Origin of the sequence: Nocardia sp. CA-084685, from assembly GCF_050955785.1 — a bacterium.
In the GTDB taxonomy this organism is placed as follows: domain Bacteria; phylum Actinomycetota; class Actinomycetes; order Mycobacteriales; family Mycobacteriaceae; genus Nocardia.
In genome coordinates this window covers 7,701,474-7,720,066 of sequence record NZ_CP192094.1, presented here as the reverse complement: position 1 = coordinate 7,720,066, position 18,593 = coordinate 7,701,474, and the positions used below count along the sequence as shown (strand labels likewise).

General features: G+C 65.3%; 18 protein-coding genes. 14 read left to right on the top strand and 4 right to left on the bottom strand.

Going from position 1 to position 18,593, the window contains the following annotated elements; translation table 11 throughout:
* The first annotated feature begins 170 nt into the window (after positions 1-170).
* The 3 genes from ACQP2U_RS34395 (at position 171) to ACQP2U_RS34385 (ending at position 2,934) form a co-directional block, all read left to right on the top strand.
* Positions 171-1,028 carry an SCO6745 family protein gene (locus ACQP2U_RS34395; RefSeq protein ID WP_433711316.1) on the top strand — a complete coding sequence of 286 codons (858 nt, stop codon included), beginning with the start codon at positions 171-173 and terminating at the stop codon, positions 1,026-1,028.
* A 70-nt stretch (positions 1,029-1,098) separates the two neighbouring features.
* The gene (locus tag ACQP2U_RS34390) at positions 1,099-2,154 is read left to right on the top strand and encodes an alpha/beta fold hydrolase (protein ID WP_433711314.1); all 1,056 of its coding nucleotides are present in this window, start codon (positions 1,099-1,101) and stop codon (positions 2,152-2,154) included.
* Between the two features lie 87 nt (positions 2,155-2,241).
* Entirely contained in the window at positions 2,242-2,934 is a 693-nt protein-coding gene (locus ACQP2U_RS34385; protein WP_433711313.1) for a ferritin-like fold-containing protein, read from the top strand.
* Here the strand turns inward: ACQP2U_RS34385 and ACQP2U_RS34380 are convergent, their stop codons facing one another.
* Positions 2,935-3,765, bottom strand: coding sequence for a helix-turn-helix transcriptional regulator (locus ACQP2U_RS34380; RefSeq protein WP_433711312.1), 831 nt, complete (start codon positions 3,763-3,765; stop codon positions 2,935-2,937).
* A gap of 102 nt (positions 3,766-3,867) precedes the next feature.
* Here ACQP2U_RS34380 and ACQP2U_RS34375 point away from each other — a divergent pair, with 102 nt between their 5' ends.
* Positions 3,868-4,413, top strand: coding sequence for a YceI family protein (locus ACQP2U_RS34375; protein WP_397036227.1), 546 nt, complete (start codon positions 3,868-3,870; stop codon positions 4,411-4,413).
* Positions 4,414-4,676: 263 nt separating this feature from the next.
* Positions 4,677-4,904 carry a DUF3107 domain-containing protein gene (locus ACQP2U_RS34370; protein ID WP_364343879.1) on the top strand — a complete coding sequence of 76 codons (228 nt, stop codon included), beginning with the start codon at positions 4,677-4,679 and terminating at the stop codon, positions 4,902-4,904.
* 76 nt (positions 4,905-4,980) lie between these two features.
* Here ACQP2U_RS34370 and ACQP2U_RS34365 read toward each other — a convergent pair whose 3' ends face one another.
* The gene (locus tag ACQP2U_RS34365) at positions 4,981-5,646 is read right to left on the bottom strand and encodes a TetR/AcrR family transcriptional regulator (protein WP_397036229.1); all 666 of its coding nucleotides are present in this window, start codon (positions 5,644-5,646) and stop codon (positions 4,981-4,983) included.
* A 285-nt stretch (positions 5,647-5,931) separates the two neighbouring features.
* Here ACQP2U_RS34365 and ACQP2U_RS34360 point away from each other — a divergent pair, with 285 nt between their 5' ends.
* The 9 genes from ACQP2U_RS34360 to ACQP2U_RS34320 all read left to right on the top strand — a co-directional run bounded on the left by ACQP2U_RS34360 (position 5,932) and on the right by ACQP2U_RS34320 (position 17,009).
* A complete protein-coding gene (locus ACQP2U_RS34360; RefSeq protein ID WP_433711311.1) occupies positions 5,932-7,056 on the top strand; it encodes a DUF3152 domain-containing protein in 1,125 nt (374 codons plus the stop codon).
* Between the two features lie 514 nt (positions 7,057-7,570).
* Positions 7,571-8,641: an IS110 family transposase gene (locus ACQP2U_RS34355; RefSeq protein WP_433709920.1), complete on the top strand. Its 1,071-nt coding sequence runs from the start codon at positions 7,571-7,573 to the stop codon at positions 8,639-8,641.
* 451 nt (positions 8,642-9,092) lie between these two features.
* Entirely contained in the window at positions 9,093-10,277 is a 1,185-nt protein-coding gene (gene moeZ, locus ACQP2U_RS34350; protein ID WP_433711310.1) for an adenylyltransferase/sulfurtransferase MoeZ, read from the top strand.
* A 164-nt stretch (positions 10,278-10,441) separates the two neighbouring features.
* Positions 10,442-10,582 (top strand): hypothetical protein, encoded by a 141-nt coding sequence (locus ACQP2U_RS34345; protein WP_433711309.1) that lies wholly within the window; start codon positions 10,442-10,444, stop codon positions 10,580-10,582.
* Positions 10,583-10,925: 343 nt separating this feature from the next.
* Complete coding sequence (locus ACQP2U_RS34340; protein WP_433711307.1) at positions 10,926-11,777, top strand: TIGR02569 family protein; 852 nt, start codon at positions 10,926-10,928, stop codon at positions 11,775-11,777.
* A 296-nt stretch (positions 11,778-12,073) separates the two neighbouring features.
* Entirely contained in the window at positions 12,074-13,918 is a 1,845-nt protein-coding gene (locus ACQP2U_RS34335) for an SCO2524 family protein (RefSeq protein WP_397035279.1), read from the top strand.
* Positions 13,919-13,921: 3 nt separating this feature from the next.
* The gene (locus ACQP2U_RS34330) at positions 13,922-14,836 is read left to right on the top strand and encodes an SCO2523 family variant P-loop protein (RefSeq protein WP_433711306.1); all 915 of its coding nucleotides are present in this window, start codon (positions 13,922-13,924) and stop codon (positions 14,834-14,836) included.
* A 48-nt stretch (positions 14,837-14,884) separates the two neighbouring features.
* The gene (locus ACQP2U_RS34325) at positions 14,885-15,901 is read left to right on the top strand and encodes an SCO2522 family protein (RefSeq protein ID WP_433711305.1); all 1,017 of its coding nucleotides are present in this window, start codon (positions 14,885-14,887) and stop codon (positions 15,899-15,901) included.
* A gap of 1 nt (position 15,902) precedes the next feature.
* Complete coding sequence (locus tag ACQP2U_RS34320) at positions 15,903-17,009, top strand: SCO2521 family protein (RefSeq protein WP_433711304.1); 1,107 nt, start codon at positions 15,903-15,905, stop codon at positions 17,007-17,009.
* Between the two features lie 14 nt (positions 17,010-17,023).
* On the opposite strand, the gene ACQP2U_RS34315 is transcribed toward ACQP2U_RS34320, so the two are convergent.
* Entirely contained in the window at positions 17,024-17,866 is an 843-nt protein-coding gene (locus ACQP2U_RS34315; RefSeq protein WP_433711302.1) for a hypothetical protein, read from the bottom strand.
* A gap of 67 nt (positions 17,867-17,933) precedes the next feature.
* On the bottom strand, positions 17,934-18,443 hold the full coding sequence (locus ACQP2U_RS34310; protein WP_433711301.1) for a GNAT family N-acetyltransferase: 510 nt from the start codon (positions 18,441-18,443) through the stop codon (positions 17,934-17,936).
* Between the last annotated feature and the right edge of the window lie 150 nt (positions 18,444-18,593).

The following is an 18,593-nucleotide window of genomic DNA, read 5'->3' as shown; positions in this document are numbered from 1 at the left end:
GACTCGACGGACGAAAATTTCCGTTGTCCGCAGAGATTGTAGCGTGATAATGTGCATGGTTCGAATTTGGCGTAGCAACTGCTCGCAAATCGCTCGAAACGGGCGGCCACGGTATTTCCGTACGAAATGCGCCGTTTCCATGTGTCGACCGTCGACGTACGCTGCGGCACATGGCAATTCATCTGGCGCGTCGAATCTGGCACACTCTCGAACCCATCCATGATGTCGTGTATTTCGGTGCGGGTGTCAAGCAGGCCGGAGTCGCGCTCGGACTGCGCGGTTTCTGGCAGACCTACTTCGCGTTCCGCGCCGCGCCGCTCGGAGCGGTGGGTGCGGGCACCGTACTGGCGACCTTCGCCGGATTCCACCCGGACACGGTGGCCAAGGCGGTCCCGGATGCCTGGACCCGGACGACGCCGCAGGCCTGCCTGCAGTCCCGGCGCGCGTTCTCGGTCGGATTGTTGCGCGGGGCCGGAGCCGGTGACGCCGATTGCGCTCGTGCCGTCGAATTGCTCGCACCGGTGGCCCGCACGGCTGATCCGACCGGTCGCCCGCTGTTCGCGGCGAATGCGGAATTGCCGCTGTCCGAGGATCCGGTGGCCGCGTTGTGGCAGCTCACCACCGCGCTGCGCGAACATCGCGGCGATGGCCATGTGGCGGCCCTGGTGGCCAATGGCCTGTCCGGATCGCAGGCGCTGGTGCTGCAGGTGGCGGCCGGTAAAGCGCCCGAATCGGTGATGCGGCCCGCCCGCGGCTGGTCGGAGCGGGAGTGGTCCGATATCGCCGATGAGTTGCGTGCTCGGGGTTTGATCTCGGGGGAGCCGATCAGTCCGGAGCTGACCGGTTCCGGTGCCGAATTGCTCGAACGCGTCGAGGCCCATACCGACGAGGCGGCCTGGAACGGTGCACTGGCGGCGCTGTCGCAGGACGCCATCGCGGAGCTGACCTACGTGCTCGAGCCATTGGCCAAGCGCGTTCAGGAGAGCGTGGTGCCGCCGCTCAATCCGATCGGCATGACTCGGGGCTGAGCGGTGCTCGATTGCTCATAGATCGGGGTTGCCTGTTACCGTCGGTAACGGAATATGAGACATTCTCGAGGTGAGCTTCACCGACACCGTCACCATCGCCGCGCGCAATGCCTGGGCGCTGACCTTCGGTCAGGGCGTCGAGGCGCCGGATCCTACCCCGTCGACAGTGCTGTGGGACGACCCGCATCGGCAGCTGCGCCGCTTCGAGACTACCGGATCCGCCACTGCCGCAATGGAATCGGCAGTGCTGCTGGTGCCGCCGCTGGCCGCGCCCGCCACTTGCTTCGATCTGCGACCGGATCAGAGCCTGGCCCGATTCCTGCTGGAAACGGGCCGGGCGCCCTACGTCGTCGACTACGGCGAAATCACCTTCGCCGACCGGCGTATGGGCTTCGAGACCTGGATCGATGACATCCTGCCCGAGGCGATTCTGCGGACGTCCGCTGATCGCGACGGCGGTCCGGTCGACCTGGTCGGCTGGTCCATCGGGGGCACGCTCGCACTATTGACCGCGGCCGCGCACCCCGAACTGCCGATCCGATCGATCACCGCGGTCGGCTCGCCACTGGATTACGACAAGATGACCGGCATTCCGCAGCTGCGCGCGGTGGCCAAACTCACCGGCGGCATCGCCACCTCGACGGCCGTGCGCGCGGCGGGCGGCATTCCGGCCACGCTGACCCGAATCGCCTACAAGGTCACCGCATGGGACCGCGAACTCACCAGGCCCTGGTTCGTCGCTAGCAATATCGCGCGCACCGAAACCCTGGCCAAGATGGAGTCCATCGACCGCTTCATGTCCGAGATGCCCGGCTATCCCGGCCGCTTCTACGGCCAGCTGTGGGGCCGCCTGATCCTGAACAACGACCTCGGTCGCGGTGTCGTGCAACTCGGCAAGCGCCGCATCGAATTGGCTGACGTGACCGTGCCCGTGCTGCTGGTCGGCGGACCCGCCGATGTCATCACCCCCGCGGCCGCAGTGGCCGCCGGGCAGCGCATCCTCACCGGCGCTCAGTCCGTTCGCTACGAATCCGCACCGGGTAGTCACCTCGGCATCCTCGCCGCCGAAACCGCGCGCGACACCACCTGGGCCTATCTCGACAAGTTCCTCTCCGAACTGTCCTGAACAACGCGCCCGATGTTCGCCGAGATGACCGCGACATGTACCGGGATGACGCTGCCACGTAACAGACCCGGACTACGCTGTGTCGACATGGGAGCACAGTCACCTGCAGCGGTAGGGGTTTCGTTGTCCGGCTCGTCCATTTCCGCCGACGAAACGGGCGTGATCGACCTGTTCGCGGTGCTCGCCTACGGTGAGATCTCCGCGTTCTACCGGCTGGCCGAGGAGGCCAAGCTGTCGCCGACACTGCGCGGCAAAGTGGCCGTCGCGAAGATGGCCGCCGCCGAGATGCGCCACTTCGAAACGCTGGAGTCCGCGCTGGCCGAACGCGGTGTGGATATCTTCGACGCGATGGCGCCGTTCGTGCGCGCCCTGGACGCCTACCACGCCTCCACCGATCCCTCGACCTGGCTCGAGTCGATGGTGAAGTTCTATGTCGGCGACGGTATCGCCGCCGACTTCTACACCGAGATCGCCGGCGCCCTGTCTCCCGAGGTCGCCGCCGTGGTCCGGGATGTGCTCGCCGAGACCAACCACTCCGAATTCGTGGTGGAGGAGGTGCGCCGGGCGGTCGCGACGAGCCGCTCCGAGCGCGACCGGCTGACGCTGTGGGGTCGACGATTGCTCGGTGAGGCGATCACCCAGGCGCAGTACGTCATGGCCCAGCGCGACGAACTCACCGAACTGGTGCTCGCCGCAACCGGTGACCTCAACGGCATCGCCGCGCTGTTCGAGCGCATGCAGGCCAGCCATGCCGAGCGCATGGCTGTCTTGGGAATCTGATTACTCGTTGACCGCGCGGACCAGTCGCAGGCCGCGCGATTGCGCCTGCGCCTGGTCGGTGAGCCAGACGACGACGCACTGATCCTTATCGGCGTTCAGTGCCTCGAAGGGGATGTCGATATGGCCGTACTCCGGGTGGTCGAACCGCATCGTGCCCGAGGCCAGGTCATCGATGTGCTGTGGCTGCCAACGGCTTTCGAACTCCGGGTAGGCGAGCAGCGCATCGATCAGCGCGAGTAGGCGGTCCTCGCCCGGCCAGCGGATCGTCGCGCGCCGCAGCGCGGCCGAGAAAATATCGGCCACCTCGTCCCAGTTCCGCAGCACCTGCTTGGCACGCGAATGCGCGAAGGTGAACCAGGCCAGATTCACGACCTCCGGATTGTCGAGCAGCCCAAGGGGTTTCGCGATGTTCTCCCACGCCGGATTCCAGCCGAGCACGTTCAGTCGCCGCCCGATGACGAAGGCCGGCGTGGGATGCAGGGCGCGCAGGATGGTTTCGATCGCGGGCGTCGGATGTTCGGCCACGGATTCAGTGGTCGGGCAACGGGATTCATTACTCGAGGTGATGGCGAGCCAGCCGAAGTGGTGGCGGTCCTTACCCTCGATCAGCAGCGCCTGCGCGAGCGCATCGATGACCGCCCCCGACGGATTCGTATCGCGGCCCTGTTCCAGCCGGGCCAGATAGTCGGCGCTCACCCCGGCGCGCACCGCGACCTCTTCGCGGCGCAATCCTGGGGTACGGCGGCGACCGCCCTCGGGAAGTCCCACATCGGCCGGCCGCAATTGGGCGCGTCGCGCGATGAGGTATTCCGCGAAGGGATTGGGTGCCATACGTTTCATCGTGCCCCGTCCTGGGATGGTTATCCGCGCCCTGACGGGTCCAGGATAACGGCGGTCTGGCTAGCGGACCACGGTCCGGTCATGGTCTATGGCATGACATCTTCCGCTGAATCCACCACCACCGCGCTCACCCCGGGGGCCTGGACCCTGGACACGATGCACTCCCAGGTCGAATTCACCATCCGCCACCTCGGCATCTCCAAGGTCCGCGGCCGCTTCAACAAGTTCGAGACCGAGTTCGTGGTCGACGACAAGGGCTTCGCCACTCTCGGCGCCACCATCTACCTCGATTCGTTCGACACCGGCAATCCCGATCGCGACAACCATGTCCGCACCGCCGACTTCCTCGATGTCGCCAACCGTCCCACCCTGAGCTTCCGCGCCGTCGAGCCGGTGCTGATCTCGGAATCGTTCGAGGTCGAGGGTGAGGCCACGCTCGGCGGGATCACCAAACCGGTCACCCTCGATGTCGAGTGGGGCGGTGTCCAGGAGTTCGCCGGAACCGGCGACCGGCATGCCGGGTTCTCCGCGACCGGCACGATCAAGCGCACCGATTTCGGCGTCGGCGGCCCGCTGCCCGGCATGCTCAGCGATGCCGTCAAGGTCGAGCTGGAAATCCAGCTCATCGAGCCCAAGTAGGCATATCCGCGAACGGGACGACGTTCGCGACAGGCGAACGCCAGCCGCGTGGTCGGTCGACGGCGCTGTCGGAACACGGAAGCGCTAATGATTTCCCAGGTACATGGGTAAATCGTGGGGTCGCCCAGTACTGGCGAGCTATCCGGCCGCCGGTCGCCGACGTGGGTTTAGTGGCTCTTAGTGGGGCGCTGAATACCCGGCGAGGCGGGGGAGCATTAGCCTTGAATCGACAGCACACAGGACTCTAGGTTCGGAGGTTGGCCGTGGAGGTCAAGATCGGTATTTCGGATAGCCCACGCGAGCTCGTGATCAATAGCGGGCAGACCCCGGACGAGGTCGAGGCGCTGGTGTCCGGTGCGCTGAGCGGTGAGAACGGTGTCGTCGCGCTCACCGACGAGAAGGGCCGCAAGTTCCTGATCCAGGCCTCGAAGGTCGCCTATGTCGAGATCGGCGCCGCCACCGGCGGTCGCGTGGGCTTCGCGGCGGTCTGAGCTCGACCGCGAACCGACAGACGAGAGCCCCCGCACTCGAGCTCGAGTGTGGGGGCTCTGCTGTCCGAATACTCGATCAGTTGATCGGATGCAGCGGCACGTGCGACAGACCGCCCCACGCCAGCGAGACGGTGGTGTCGACCGCCTCTTCCTTCGGAATCGGCCGATCCGCCTCCAGCCAGTACCGTGCGGTGAACTGGCTGGTGCCGACCAGTCCGACCGCGAGGATCCTGGCCCGGTAGGGGTCCAAACCGGAATCGTGGGCGACCAAATCGAAGACCGCGTCCACACAGGCCTCGGTGGCCTGCTCGACCCGGCGCTGCACCTGCGGCTCGCTGATCAGATCGGATTCGAAAACCAGTCGGAAGCCCTGCATTTCGTTGTCGACGAAATCGAAGTAGGCCTGCACCGCGGCACGTACACGCTGCCGGTTGTCGGTGGTCGAGCGCAGCGCCTGACGCACACTCGACACCAGCATGTCGACGTAGTTCTGCAGCACCGCCAAGTAGAGCTCGAGCTTGCTGGCGAAGTGCTGATAGAGCACCGGCTTGCTCACTCCGGCACACTGCGAGATCTCGTCCATGCCCGCGGCGTGGTAGCCGCGCTGAACGAACACCTCACTGGCGGCCGCGAGTAGCTGTTGACGACGCTCGTCGCGCGGAAGCCGGGTGCCGCGCTTGGTCGGCGCGATGGCATCGGACGACATTCTGCGGGACGTCATCCGGTCCACGAGGTCAGTCATTTTTCGGCTCTCCCAGTCGATGCCCCGGCAAATTGGGGTGTACACCGGGTATCCCATGAACGATACCCGGTTGTATCGCGTCTGCCGATCGGGGCCGTACATGCCGTCCATTCGGTGAGATATATCGCAGCCGATCGCGCGTGCAGGCGCAACAGGGTCGCGGGTATTGCGCCCTGTGAGACTCTGGTTGACGTGACCGACCGACCGGAAAGATCCCCCGGCGGCGGGCGCAGCGCGCACCGCCGGGCTGGCTCCGCCGCGTCCGGTTCCGTAGTCTCGGGCTCTGTGGAAAGGCCAGGCCCCGAGGTGCGTACGGGGGCAGTCACCGGAAACGGTGCCGCTGCCCGAGACAGCGCCGAGGGTGAGATCGAATGGAGATCCGGTTCGCCACCGAGCACCGCGAACGGCGTCGAGATCTATGACCCCCTCGGCTTGTACGAATCACCCGTCGATCGTTCCTATCAACCGCTGCGGGCCCGCTGGGATCCCACGGCTCCCGACGAGAGTCGTTCCCGCGCATCGAGACCCGAGCGCGATACCAAGAAGCAGAGCGCACTCGGTCGTTTCATCCGCACCTACGGATGGCGTGCTTACGCACTTCCGGTACTTTTCGTAGTGACCGTGCTGGTGATCGTGGACGCGGTGCACGGGGTCAGCGATCCGGCGAATCTGGCAGGCGGGGCACCGGGATTCGGACGATTGAGCCCACGTGCGGCATCCGCGGGCATTATCGGCGCACCGCCCGGCGACGGCCACTTCCCGACGAATCTGCCGACCGGCGCGCTGCCGGACGGCGGACCGTTCACCGAAAACGGCACAGGCACATGGCATGTGGTGCCCGGGACCACCGGGCAGGTGGGTACCGGAGCGGAGTTACAGTTCAAATACACCGTCGAAATCGAGGACGGCGTAGACACTTCCGGATTCGGCGGGGACGAATCAGTGGCCAAGATGGTCGACAGCACCCTCGGCAATCCCAAGAGTTGGGCGCACGACACCAAGTTCGCCTTCCGGCGCATCGATCAGGGGCAGCCGGACTTCCGTATTTCGCTCGCCTCCCGCGAATCCTCGCGCAAGGCATGCGGTTTCGATATTCCGATCGACTCCTCCTGCTTCAATGCCGATCTGCGCCGGGTGGTGCTTTCGGAGGTGCGCTGGGTGCGCGGTGCGCCGGCCTTCGAGGGCGATATCGGTTCCTATCGGCAGTATCTGGTCAACCATGAGGTCGGCCATGCCATCGGCTATCACCAACATCAGCCCTGCGAGACCGACGGCGGGCTCGCACCGGTGATGATGCAGCAGACCTTCGGCACCAAGAACAACGACATCGCGGTGCTCGATCCGGACGGTGTAGTCCCGATGGACGGTAAGCGCTGTCGTTTCAACCCCTGGCCCTATCCGCGCGGCTGAGTTTTTGGCCGCGCGGGCGCGGCGGGTTCGCGGCCCCCTGGTGTCTCGCGTCCGAGCCGTCGAGACTCGCGACTTCGTCGCATGCGCTTCGACGGCTCGGACGCGAGACGGGCCGCGAACGGTCGCTCGTAAGACTCGCTCCGTGGTGGTTGGGGGTGGCGGGGGCGTTCGGCACCTGATGCACGCGTCCCCGAAGGTCAAGTGCCGCGCCTGTGGGCGCATACGCTTCGACGGCTCGGATGCGAGACGGGCCGCGAACTCCTCGCTCGTAAGACAGTAATGATTGCTGAGTTCCCGTGGTGGCCGTCCTGACTCACCGTAAGACTGGCTTCGGGCCTTCAGCGAGATCTGTCGGTCGACCACCACGGGCACTCAGGTACTCACCGGACGTGGTGTTCGTGACTTCATAGGAGCCTGTTCGCACCAGTCACCCATTACTGTCTTGTCCGCCCGCCCGGCTGGTGTGTGCCGTCCTCAACCCCGGTCGAGAGAAAAGGGCAGGCACATTCCCACCATGACACACGCGGTGATCGAAGTCACCGCCGGCATCGACACCCACAAAGACACTCATACCGCGGCTGCGATCGATGCTGCCGGCCGGACGCTGGGTTCGGGCCAGTTCCCCGCCACCCCCGCCGGATACGCACAGTTGCTGTCGTGGTTACAGACACTGGGCACGCTGGTGCTGGTCGGTATCGAGGGCACCGGCGCCTACGGCGCCGGTGTGGCTCGTTACCTGGCGATCAAGAAGGTGGCGATCGTCGAGATCGACCGGCCCGACCGCAAAACCCGCCGCATGCAGGGCAAATCCGATCCGATCGATGCCCTGGCCGCGGCCCGCGCCGCGTTGGCCGGTGAGCGCACCGGCACACCCAAACAACGCGACGGCCTGGTGGAGGCACTGCGTAACCTGCGCGTCGCACGCCGCAGCGCCGTCGCGCAGCGGTCGGATACCCAACGACAGATCAAGTCGTTGATCATCACCGCGCCCGCGCAGCTGCGCACGCGACTGGCGCCGCTGACCGACAGCGAATTGATCAAAACCTGCCTCACCGCACGTCCGGACATACGCAAGGCCGGTGACCCCGCCCACGCTGTCAAGATCACACTCCGACACCTCGCACGCCGTCACAGCGCGCTGAGCGAGGAAATCACCCAACTCGACGCCACAATCAAACCCATTGTCGCCCAAATCAACTCACCACTACTGCAACTACTCGGTGTCGGCCCCGACATCGCCGGCCAACTGCTGGTCACCGCAGGAGACAACCCCGACCGGATACGCTCCGAAAGCGCGTTCGCGATGCTGGTCGGGACCGCACCACTGCCCGCCTCTTCCGGACGCATCGATCGCCACCGCCTCAACCGAGGAGGCGACCGGCAAGCCAACTCCGCGATCCACCGCATCGTCGTCGTCCGCATGCGCTGGGACCCACGAACCCGCGCCTACACCGAACGCCGCACCCAACAAGGCCTGTCCAAAAAAGACATCATGCGCTGCCTCAAACGACTCGTAACACGCGAGATCTACCACGTCCTCAAAACCCCGAAAACCACCACACCACCCCCGAACACAAACACTTGACATCTATAGGAGCATCTCGCTCCGTGGTGGTTGGGGGTGGCGGGGGCGTTCGGCACCTGATGCACGCGTCCCCGAAGGTCAAGTGCCGCGCCTGCGGCGCATGCGCTACGACAGCTCCGCCGCGAGACGGGCCGCGAACTCCTCGCTCGTAAGACAGCTCCGTTGGGGTTGGTGGTGGCTCGGTGTTCGGCACTTGTGCGCGCATGCGGGAAGGGTGAGTCTCCCGCGCCTTGCGGGCGCATGTGCATCGACGGCTCGGACGCGAGAAGGGCCGGGAACTCCTCGCTCGTAGGAGTCGCTGTGTTGTGGTCGAGTTATGCGGGTCGGTTGCGGTGCTCGGTCGTTGATGCGAGACGATGGTCGGGAAGAACGGTTCGATTGTCGGTGTTCACTTACTTAGGCGCTGAGTCGCCGCACTGCGATCGGCCAATTGATTCGAGGAGCCCTGGACGTGTCATCACCGAAGTCCCTGCCGCCGCTGGTCGAACCGGCCGCGGAGCTGACCAAGGACGAGATCGCCCGCTACAGCCGCCACCTGATCATCCCGGACCTGGGGGTTGACGGGCAGAAACGGCTGAAGAATGCCAAGGTGCTGGTGATCGGCGCCGGCGGGCTCGGCTCGCCCGCGCTGCTCTATCTGGCCGCCGCCGGTGTCGGCACGCTCGGCATCGTCGAATTCGACGAGGTCGACGCCTCCAATCTGCAGCGCCAGATCATCCACGGTGAATCCGATATCGGCCGCCCGAAGGCCGATAGTGCGCGCGATTCCATTCTCGAGATCAACTCCGGTATCGACGTGCGGCTGCACAAGATCCGCCTGGAGCCGGAGAACGCCGTCGAGTTGTTCGCCGAATACGATCTGATCGTCGACGGCACCGATAACTTCGCCACCCGCTATCTGGTCAACGATGCCGCGGTGCTGGCGGGCAAGCCGTACGTCTGGGGCTCCATTTACCGCTTCGAGGGCCAGGTCTCGGTCTTCTGGGAGGACGCACCGGATGGCCGCGGCATCAACTACCGCGACCTCTACCCCGAGGCCCCGCCGCCGGGCATGGTGCCCTCCTGCGCCGAGGGCGGTGTCCTCGGCGTGCTGTGCGCCTCCATCGGTTCGATCATGGTGACCGAGGCGATCAAACTGATCACCGGCATCGGTGAGCCGCTGCTGGGCCGTCTGATGGTCTACGACGCATTGGATATGAACTACCGGACCATCAAGCTGCGCCGCGATCCGGAGCGTCAGCCGATCACCGAACTGATCGACTACGAGGCGTTCTGCGGTGTGGTGTCCGAGGAGGGCCAGGCGGCGTCCGCGGGCTCGACCATCACCGCGCGCGAGCTCAAGGAATTGCTCGACGCGGGCAAGGAAATCGAGCTCATCGACGTGCGCGAGCCGGTCGAATGGGACATCGTGCACATCGAGGGCGCCAAGCTGATCCCGAAGGATCGTTTCCTCTCCGGTGAGGCGCTGTCGGATCTGCCGCAGAACCGCCCGATCGTCTTGCACTGCAAGACCGGTATCCGCTCGGCGGAGGTGCTCGCGGTCCTGAAGAACGCCGGTTTCGCCGACGCCTCGCACGTGCAAGGCGGCATCGTCGCCTGGGCGAACCAGGTCGACAAGTCACTGCCGGTCTACTAGACCAGGTACTCATGCCGAGAGCTTGCTTCGCGACGTCGCCACGGCGGAGTGGGTGTTGGGAGTGACTTGTTCGCGGCGGGTGTGGTGTTCGAGTGGTCGATGTGTGTGCGCCGCTGGGGTGGGGGCGCGGTTGCGGCGCCTGTGTATCGGGTGCTGTACGCCTCGTGACCGCTGACCTCGGCGGAGTGGGTGTTGGGAGTGACTTGTTCGCGGCGGGTGTGGTGTTCGAGTGGTCGATGTGTGTGCGCCGCTGGGGTGGGGGCGCGGTTGCGGCGCCTGTGTATCGGGTGCTGTACGCCTCGTGACCGCTGACCTCGGCGGAGTGGGTGTTGGGAGTGACTTGTTCGCGGCGGGTGTGGTGTTCGAGTGGTCGATGTGTGTGCGCCGCTGGGGTGGGGGCGCGGTTGCGGCGCCCGTGTATCGGGTGCCGTACGTCCCGCGACTACTGACCCCAACGGAGCAAGTCTTACGAGCGACCGTTCGCGGCCCGTCTCGCGTCCGAGCCGTCGAAGCGCATGCGACGAAGTCGCGAGTCTCGACGGCTCGGACGCGAGACACCAGGGGGCCGCGAACACGCCGCGCCCGCGCGGCCAAAAACTCAGCGGCGCGCCGCGGGCGTGCCAAATTCAACACAGGTACCGTACGGCCGTGACTTCTGTGGAACCTCCCGAGCACGTGCGCGCCACGTTCGGTCTGCGCGAAGTGACCCCGGTTTCGCTGGGAGACTGGGACGGCGGCTGGCGGCTCGGTGACGTGGTGCTGAGCCCGATCGCCGATCATGCCAGGGCGGCATGGTCGGCGAAGGTCCGCGAAACCCTCAAAGTTGACGGTCTACGCCTGGCCCGCCCCGTGCGCGCCACCGACGGCCGCTACGTGGTATCCGGTTGGCGCGCCGATACCTATCTGGAAGGTGTGCCCGAGCCGCGCTACGACGAGGTCGTTTCGGTATCGCTGCGGCTACATCAGGCCACGGCGCAGCTGGAACGACCACGGTTCCTGGTGCAACCGCCGGTCGCCCCCTGGGTCGATGTCGACGTCTTCGTCGCCGCCGATCGTGCCGCCTGGGAGCCGGTGCCGCTGCGGAGTCTGCGCTCTGGTGGCATCACTCCGGCAACTTCTCCCGACGGCCAGCGCAGTATGGAACTGATCGGCCAGCTGGCCACCCTGCGCAAGCCGGTTCAAACCCCCGCGCAACTGGTGCACGGTGACTTGTTCGGCACGGTTCTTTTCGCCGGAGTCTTCACTCCCGGTCTCACCGACATCACGCCGTACTGGCGCCCGGCAGCATGGGCCGCCGGTGTCATCGTCGTCGACGCACTCGCTTGGGGCGGCGCCGACGACGGCCTGCTCGACCGGTGGTCCGATCTACCCGAATGGCCGCAGATGTTGTTGCGCGCGGTCATGTTTCGGCTTGCTGTGCATGCGCTACATCCCCGCTCGACCCCCGATGCGTTCCCCGGACTGGCGCGGACCGCCGATATGGTTCGCCTGATGCTCTGAGTTTCGTCTCGACCGCGCGATCGCCCGGTTATCCGATCTGCGTCGTGTGCTGCAACGGTTGCTTTATGCTCGGACAATCGCCACCAGGCGGCGTTGTGCTACCTGCTTTGCGGGCTACCGGGATGCTGTGTGGTTGCCCGTGTTCGGACGGCTCTGCGACCGGTTCGGGTGATGCCGGAATGGAACCAGATCGGACCCTCGTGGAGCCAGCGTAAGCGTTGTGCCCGTGCTAATTTGACGTTCGTGGACGCGGTGTGGACCGGCGCGCCTGCGACATGGGGTGAGGACGGCAGCAGGTGAGAATCCAACCGAGGCAACAGATTCTGGATGTATGGCGCGCCATGCTCGCCGCGTGCTGGGATGGCAGGGATTGGCGCTGGGGCGGTCGGACGGACGCCAACTCTATCAGCGATTCCGAGCAGTTGCTCTGCCTGCTGTATCCGGCCACCGAGATCGATATCTTCGCACTGGACAATCCGGATCGGATGGAAGACGACGTCAGTTCGGTCCTGGAACCGCTCGGCGGTCCGAAGCAGATCGGCAGTTTCGTTGTGTGGCTGCTCGAGCGTTATATCGAGCAGAACACCCGTGACGACGGGCAGCCGGACTTCTCCGCGGGCAGCTATCTGCGTTCCGCCGATGAGCGCGAACCCAATGCGGCACAGCGCCGCATCGAGGTTGTCGACTCGTACTCGATGTCGCTGACCGTCTGTATGGCGGGTCTGCGCTTCCTGCGCGCCTTCCGCGGTTGGGCGCGACCGGGGGAGCTGACTCAGCGGATCGATATTCTCTCCGGGCAGCTCAGCGCGCGGCTCACCGCGGCGATGACCGGACTGGTCCGCAGCTTCGTCGTCAATACGGTGAAGCCGAAATCTCCTGAGGGACAGGCCATTCTGGGGATGTTGAACCAGACCGGTGAGCCCGAGCAGGCCATGGTCGACGGTGTGCGGCGCAGTCTGGAACGGGTGCGGGCGCGGTTGCGCAGTGATGTCACCCTGGGCCAGGAGGAATCGGTCAGGGAGCTCGAGGACGAGAATCTGTTGTTCGAATGCGGGTGGAGTTGGGGTATAGCGCGCGACGCCACCGAGGTCGACTTCGTCGAGGCGCAGATCGCGAGCGAGAAGGGCATCGCCGATCCGCGCCCGTATCTGTATTTCACGGTCGTCGCGTTGGACGGCATCAACGACCTGGTCTCCCCGCGCACCGGTGAGCTGGGTCTGCTCGACGAGAAACAGCACCGACTGGCGCAGGCCCTGCGTACACGCTGGGAGTTGACCCAGCGCTACTGGTCGACGGTCGCGCGCTTCGGCTCGGGCAGTTGGCCGCTGGAGGATATTCCGTGGCGCACCTCCGACGGCGAGCAGTCGGACTACTTCAGTCTCATCGTATCCGCCGTACTGATCCAGGATCTGGTCGCGCGTACCGCCTCCGATGACGACTTGACAAGGGCGGTGGCCATTTTCGACGAGTTGGCCGGCCGCGGCCGGATCATTCGCCGCACCATGCACGATGACCCGGCGGTCGCGCTGCACACTCCCGGCGTGCGACTGACCCTGCGGGGCAGTGAGGTCGTCGATGCCGGACCGACACTGCAGTGGGAGGTCTCGGACTTCTCGGCGGTACTGCTCAAGCGAATGCTACAGGCGGCCAGGCTGTCCAACAATGTCGCGGCCCGCGACAAGCTGATGGAATTGGCCAAATCGGTGATGGAGCATCTGGATCGCCGCATGCTGCGGGCCGGAGCGCCCGGACTATGGGACGATCCGGCGGGCGCGTTCGGTGAGAACGGCGATGCCGAGGTCACAAAACCGTCCTGGTACATGACCGAACGCGTCATCGAATGTCTGGTTGCCGCGGACCGGACCTACCGTGAACCGCCGCCCAATTGGCCGGATCTGCAGGACGTCGCGCGGGTCATGCTGAATACCGCCGAGCATCGGTTCGATCAGGAGATGCTCGGTGTCAGCATCGATGACACCTCGGGCAACCGCGCCGCGCTCGATCGGGTGGAGGACCATATCGATCAGGCCAGGCGGTTGGTGCGCGAGGATTCCGCGACCACCTTCGTGCACGCCCTCGACGCGCTGCGTGAACTCGACCGACTGGCCGCCGCCCGCCGTGACGCGACAAGGAACCCCTAGCGCATGATCGTGTTCGCGACCTCCGACAAGGGCGGCACCGGCCGCTCGGTGACCAGCTGCAATCTCGCCTATCGGATGTGTGTGCGGGGTAAGCGGGTCGCCTATCTGGATTTCGATTTCGGTTCCCCGACCGCAGGTGCGCTTTTCGAGATCAGCGGGGTGGAGCGCGGTATCTCCAGTGGCGACGGCCTGCATTCCTATTTGCTCGGCAAAGTGGGCGTCGCCGCGCGAATCGATGTGCGGGACAACACCGATCGCCGTGAATTGCGCAAGATGCGCACGCGAACCGGCAAGCTGTTCCTATTGCCCGGCGATGCGGGTGGCGCGGAGTTCACCAAGGTCGATGGCCTTACCCTCGAAAACTGCGCCAAGTTGCTGCTCGAACTCGATCAGGACTTCGATGTCTGCATTGTCGATCTCAGCGCGGGCCGCTCGGTGGCGATGGAAATCGCGCTCAAGGCAACGGCTTTGCCGCAGCTGGCCACCCGCACGGTGCGCTGGTTGGTGTTTCACCGCTGGACCCGTCAGCACATCATCGCCGCACACGGTTTAGTGCGCGGGCAGTACGGAATTCTCGATTGCGGTGCGGGCGCGGGGCACGATCCCGAGGTGCTGCTGGACAACATCAGGTACGTGCGTACCGCAGTGCCGCAATTGAACGAGGCCACCGAATCTCCTGGGCCGCAGGCGGCTTGGTTGCATCAGCAGGACTCCATGTTGAAACGGCTGGCATCGACGAACAAGGTCGGTGCGAGCGCGATGCTCGGCGAGACCCCGGTCGAGCCGGTATTGCAATGGCGCGAACAGCTGATTCTGGACATCGACGTGCAGAAGGAGATTGCCAACAAGGCAACCGTCGAGGCCTTCGACACGCTCGCCGATCGTGTGCTCGATCCAGCCACCTGGCGCCGAATCTGAATCGACCGAACTCGAGCACACCGTCGGATGAAAGGGGATTTCGAGTACATGGAGCATGCCGCAGGCTACAGCGAGGCCACCGAGCACCCGCGCGTCGCCAAGGTGCCGCTGTCTCATGTGTCTATCGAGGTCGGACATTTCTATATGCATGATCTGGCCAATGGGGAGGAGAAGATTCGCGCGCAGTTCCGCCGGATCGTGCCGCTGGTCACGGCATTCATCGAGGCCGCGAAAATCGAATTCGGTCCGCGAGCCAGGGTGAGCACCTGCTTTCTGGTCGATGACTATTTCCGGTCCGATACCAATCCCGGCGAAATCCTCGACAAATTGATTCGCAATGCCGACGAATGTGGGTTGACTATCGACTATTTGGCGCGCGAGGCGGGATGCTGGGAGGTTCCGGCCGCCGAATACGGCGCGGTGAGCGCACCGCGTATCGAGCTGGCCGAATTGGTCCGCGCCCGCATCGTGGCCGAACCGCCGGAGGGCGCGAACGGTCGCAGGCCACCTACCGCGGAATCCGGCTGGCTGTGTAATGGCCGACGTGCCTCCGATGATCCCTCGGAGCAGGCGATGCACGACGAGCCGTACGAACCGGCCGAGGAGTTCGGGCGGCGCGAGCATTCGATTTTCCTCGATGTCGAAATGTGGAGTAAGCAGACCCGAAAGGTGAACGGACGCAAGGAAGTATTCACCAAGTGGTCCTGCCCGTATCTGGCCTCCATCTGGCAGTTGCTGCGACTCGGCATGCTGCGATTCGACGGTATGCCGGTGGTCGAGCCACAACCGTGGGAGCCGGGTGTGCCGTGGCCGGGCAGTTGGTGGGAGATGCCAGCGGTGGTCCAGCTGAATCCGCGGGCCAAACCATTTGCCGCATATCGGTCACTTTCGCTGCTGCCGCAGCGATATCTGGGTATCGAGCACGCGGTACGGGTAATACTCGATCACATCCAACTCGACGACGAAGTGGTGGATCAGATCGTCGCCAGGGGCAACGAGGAGGGTATCGACGTATCGCGCAAGGTGACCGAACGCCTCACCCATTTCCTGCTGGACGGATCCTGACGTGAACGAACCGAACGATTCGGCCGCGCGCCGGATGCGCACGGCTCGGTCGACGCCGCACTTGCGGCAGCTGCGTCGCGGCCGAGCCGTGCGCCTGCTGGTGCGTGCTGGTGCGGCACAGACCAGGACACCCGTCGGCCCCCTGGTCGTATTCGGCGAGGTGGACACCTGTCTGCTGCCCGCCGCGACGCCGCTGACGCGCGGTGATCTCGAGGAACTGCTCGAGCTGGTGCCGGGCCGTCCGATGGTGTGGCGGGAGCGGCCGATGTCGCTCGCGGTTTCGCCGACCACTGCCGAGGGTGTGGATTGTCGGTTGGCGGCCCCGTCGCATCCCGACGTGCGGGCGATCGGCACCGTGGCAACGCATGCGGTCGTCGTCGGCGGACGAGTGCTGCAGAGTTCGGCACGTACCAGGGTCGTTCGAGCCGCTGGCGATCAGCGCCGGACGTGGTCGCACTATCTGAGCCAGGTCGGCGTATCCGAGGTGATCACCAAGGTCACCGCGGAAACCGGCGCCCGGCTGGCCGAGGGCTTCCTGGCCGCGGGGCCGCCGCCGGGGGGCACCCTCGATCTCGCGTCGATCGCCAATCGGCTGCTCGGCCGCATCCGGATGGATCACCGCCTGGACCAGAACACGCCTGTGCAATCCGGGACGACCCGGCTGCGTTGGGCGGCGCGAATCGGCGATCCGGCGCAGCCGGTGGTGTGGTTCCGGTTGCGCGACGATACGGTCCGCACCGCGTTGATCACCGTGCGCAGCGAGGCGGAACTGGCCGATGTGCAGCGGTTCTGTGAGGATCTCGCGGTGCACGATTGGTTGCTGTCGGTCACCGCCGCGGCGCTGGAGCAGTCCGATCTGTACCTGCCGGGCAGTGCGGAGTCGGTGGAGGTGCTGGCTCCGGTGCTGCATCACCTGGCACATCTGTGGGTGCCCGGCGCGCATACGCCCCCGGCGCTGCGCGGACTGTGGACGCAGCTGAACACCGATCCGGACTTCACCGCGGGACGGCGGGCATTGATCGATCAGCTGCACAATCGGTTGCTGGTGGCGACCCTGGATGCGGTGCGGCACACCAGGATCGGCACCGAGGACTACAGTGCGGATTAGCCGATACCGCGGCGTCAGATTCGGAACCATCGCCGGACCAGTAGCGCGAAGAACAGCGAATTGAGCACGAGTCCGGCGTAGGCCTCGATGACCAGCAGCGTGCGTCCGGCGCCCCTGATGTCCTCGAGATCGCCGAGCCCGAGTGGATTCAGATAGTTGATCAGGCACATGTGCAGTGCGGTCGGGATGGGCTGGCCGTCGGTCGCCCACAGCACGAAGGTGCCGATGAGTAGGACGGCCGCGATCCAGCCGAGCAGCCGGAATGGCCGAAAACCATAGCCGCACAGCCATTCCAGGGTCCAGTGCGGGATCCGCTTCCAGACCGGATCGATGGCGCGGCAGCGAGCCTGCGCCAAGGCATGCCCGCAGCGGTCCTGGGCGTCGAAGTCCTCCTCGACCCGGTGCAGGCCCACCGCGCGTTTGAAGGCCAGTACGGCATGTTGGGGCAGGTCGGCGGCGATCAGGGCGCGGCCGAGATGCTCATAGGTTTCGGCGATCCGGATGTTCTGGGTGCGGCTCAGGCGGCGTGGTCCGCGGAATTCGACTTCGGCGGCGAGCAGCGCCGTCAATGCGGGCAGTGGTCCGTCGCCGTCCGCGGCGGGTTCCTGGGCCACCTCGTAGATGTGGGAGAAGACCAGGCTGTCGCCGGGCTGGGAGATCTTCGCCGGGTCGTAGTCGAGCTCCAATGTCTCGACGTGGGTGTTGAAGGAGTCGAGTAGCCGCTGTTCGGACTCGGCCCCGGACTGTTGGAAGTAGTCGGCGATCTCGCCCGCGTAGCGGTCGGCATGCCGGTCGATCAGCATGGTCATCGAACTGACAGCAGGTGACAGTTGGGATAGGCCCGCGTATTCGGTCATCGTGTATTCCCCCGGGTGCAGCCGTCACGTTGGACGTGATACCCACCATACCAATGACATTCGACTATCAATCCGGTGCGCGCGTGCCCTTGAGCCAGCGCTTGTCATTCGGTTCGGGAAACTGCGCGGTGGTCGGCCATGGATCGATGCGATGCACCAGCACATCTCGCGGTTCGTTTGCGCCGAAGTAGCGCTGTTCGTGTCCGGCCCAACGGAATCCAGCGTTCTTGTACAGCGCGACCGTGCGTTGATCGGTGGGGCGCACCGTGAGGTACACCGAATCCGCCTGGGCGGTGCGGCAACTCGATACGGCATGGTCCAGCAGCGCACGGCCGAGGCCACGGTTGCGGTAGTTCGGTGCGACCGCGAGACCCATGACCCAGCCGCGTCGGCGGGTGCCGACGCCGACGAGTGCGTAACCGCGCACTCTGCCGCCGATTTCGGCCACCACCCAATCGGGTCCGTGCAGGTCGAACAGTTGCCGCAGCGTCACATACGGGTAGCACAGCTCGCCGAAGTGTTCCCGCTCCAGTGCGGCGATATCGTCGAGATCGGCCAATCGCGCGGTCCGGAACACCGGTTCCCCCTCGGATCTATCCAATGCTCACCCTCCCGATGTGAGTCTGCTTTCCAGCGTAAAGTGCTGGCGCAGTTGACGGACCGGGACCGCCGAAAACGATCCCTACTCAGTCGCGGATAGTGATGCGGATGTGTGCCATCTCGACGG

Excerpts from the sequence above, each read along its gene's own strand:
- ACQP2U_RS34315 (WP_433711302.1), bottom strand. The coding sequence starts at position 17,866 with ATGACCGAATACGCGGGCCTATCCCAACTGTCACCTGCTGTCAGTTCG.
- ACQP2U_RS34330 (WP_433711306.1), top strand. The coding sequence starts at position 13,922 with ATGATCGTGTTCGCGACCTCCGACAAGGGCGGCACCGGCCGCTCGGTG.
- ACQP2U_RS34325 (WP_433711305.1), top strand. The coding sequence starts at position 14,885 with ATGGAGCATGCCGCAGGCTACAGCGAGGCCACCGAGCACCCGCGCGTC.
- ACQP2U_RS34355 (WP_433709920.1), top strand. The coding sequence starts at position 7,571 with ATGACACACGCGGTGATCGAAGTCACCGCCGGCATCGACACCCACAAA.
- ACQP2U_RS34375 (WP_397036227.1), top strand. The coding sequence starts at position 3,868 with ATGACATCTTCCGCTGAATCCACCACCACCGCGCTCACCCCGGGGGCC.
- ACQP2U_RS34365 (WP_397036229.1), bottom strand. The coding sequence starts at position 5,646 with ATGACTGACCTCGTGGACCGGATGACGTCCCGCAGAATGTCGTCCGAT.
- ACQP2U_RS34395 (WP_433711316.1), top strand. The coding sequence starts at position 171 with ATGGCAATTCATCTGGCGCGTCGAATCTGGCACACTCTCGAACCCATC.
- ACQP2U_RS34385 (WP_433711313.1), top strand. The coding sequence starts at position 2,242 with ATGGGAGCACAGTCACCTGCAGCGGTAGGGGTTTCGTTGTCCGGCTCG.
- ACQP2U_RS34380 (WP_433711312.1), bottom strand. The coding sequence starts at position 3,765 with ATGGCACCCAATCCCTTCGCGGAATACCTCATCGCGCGACGCGCCCAA.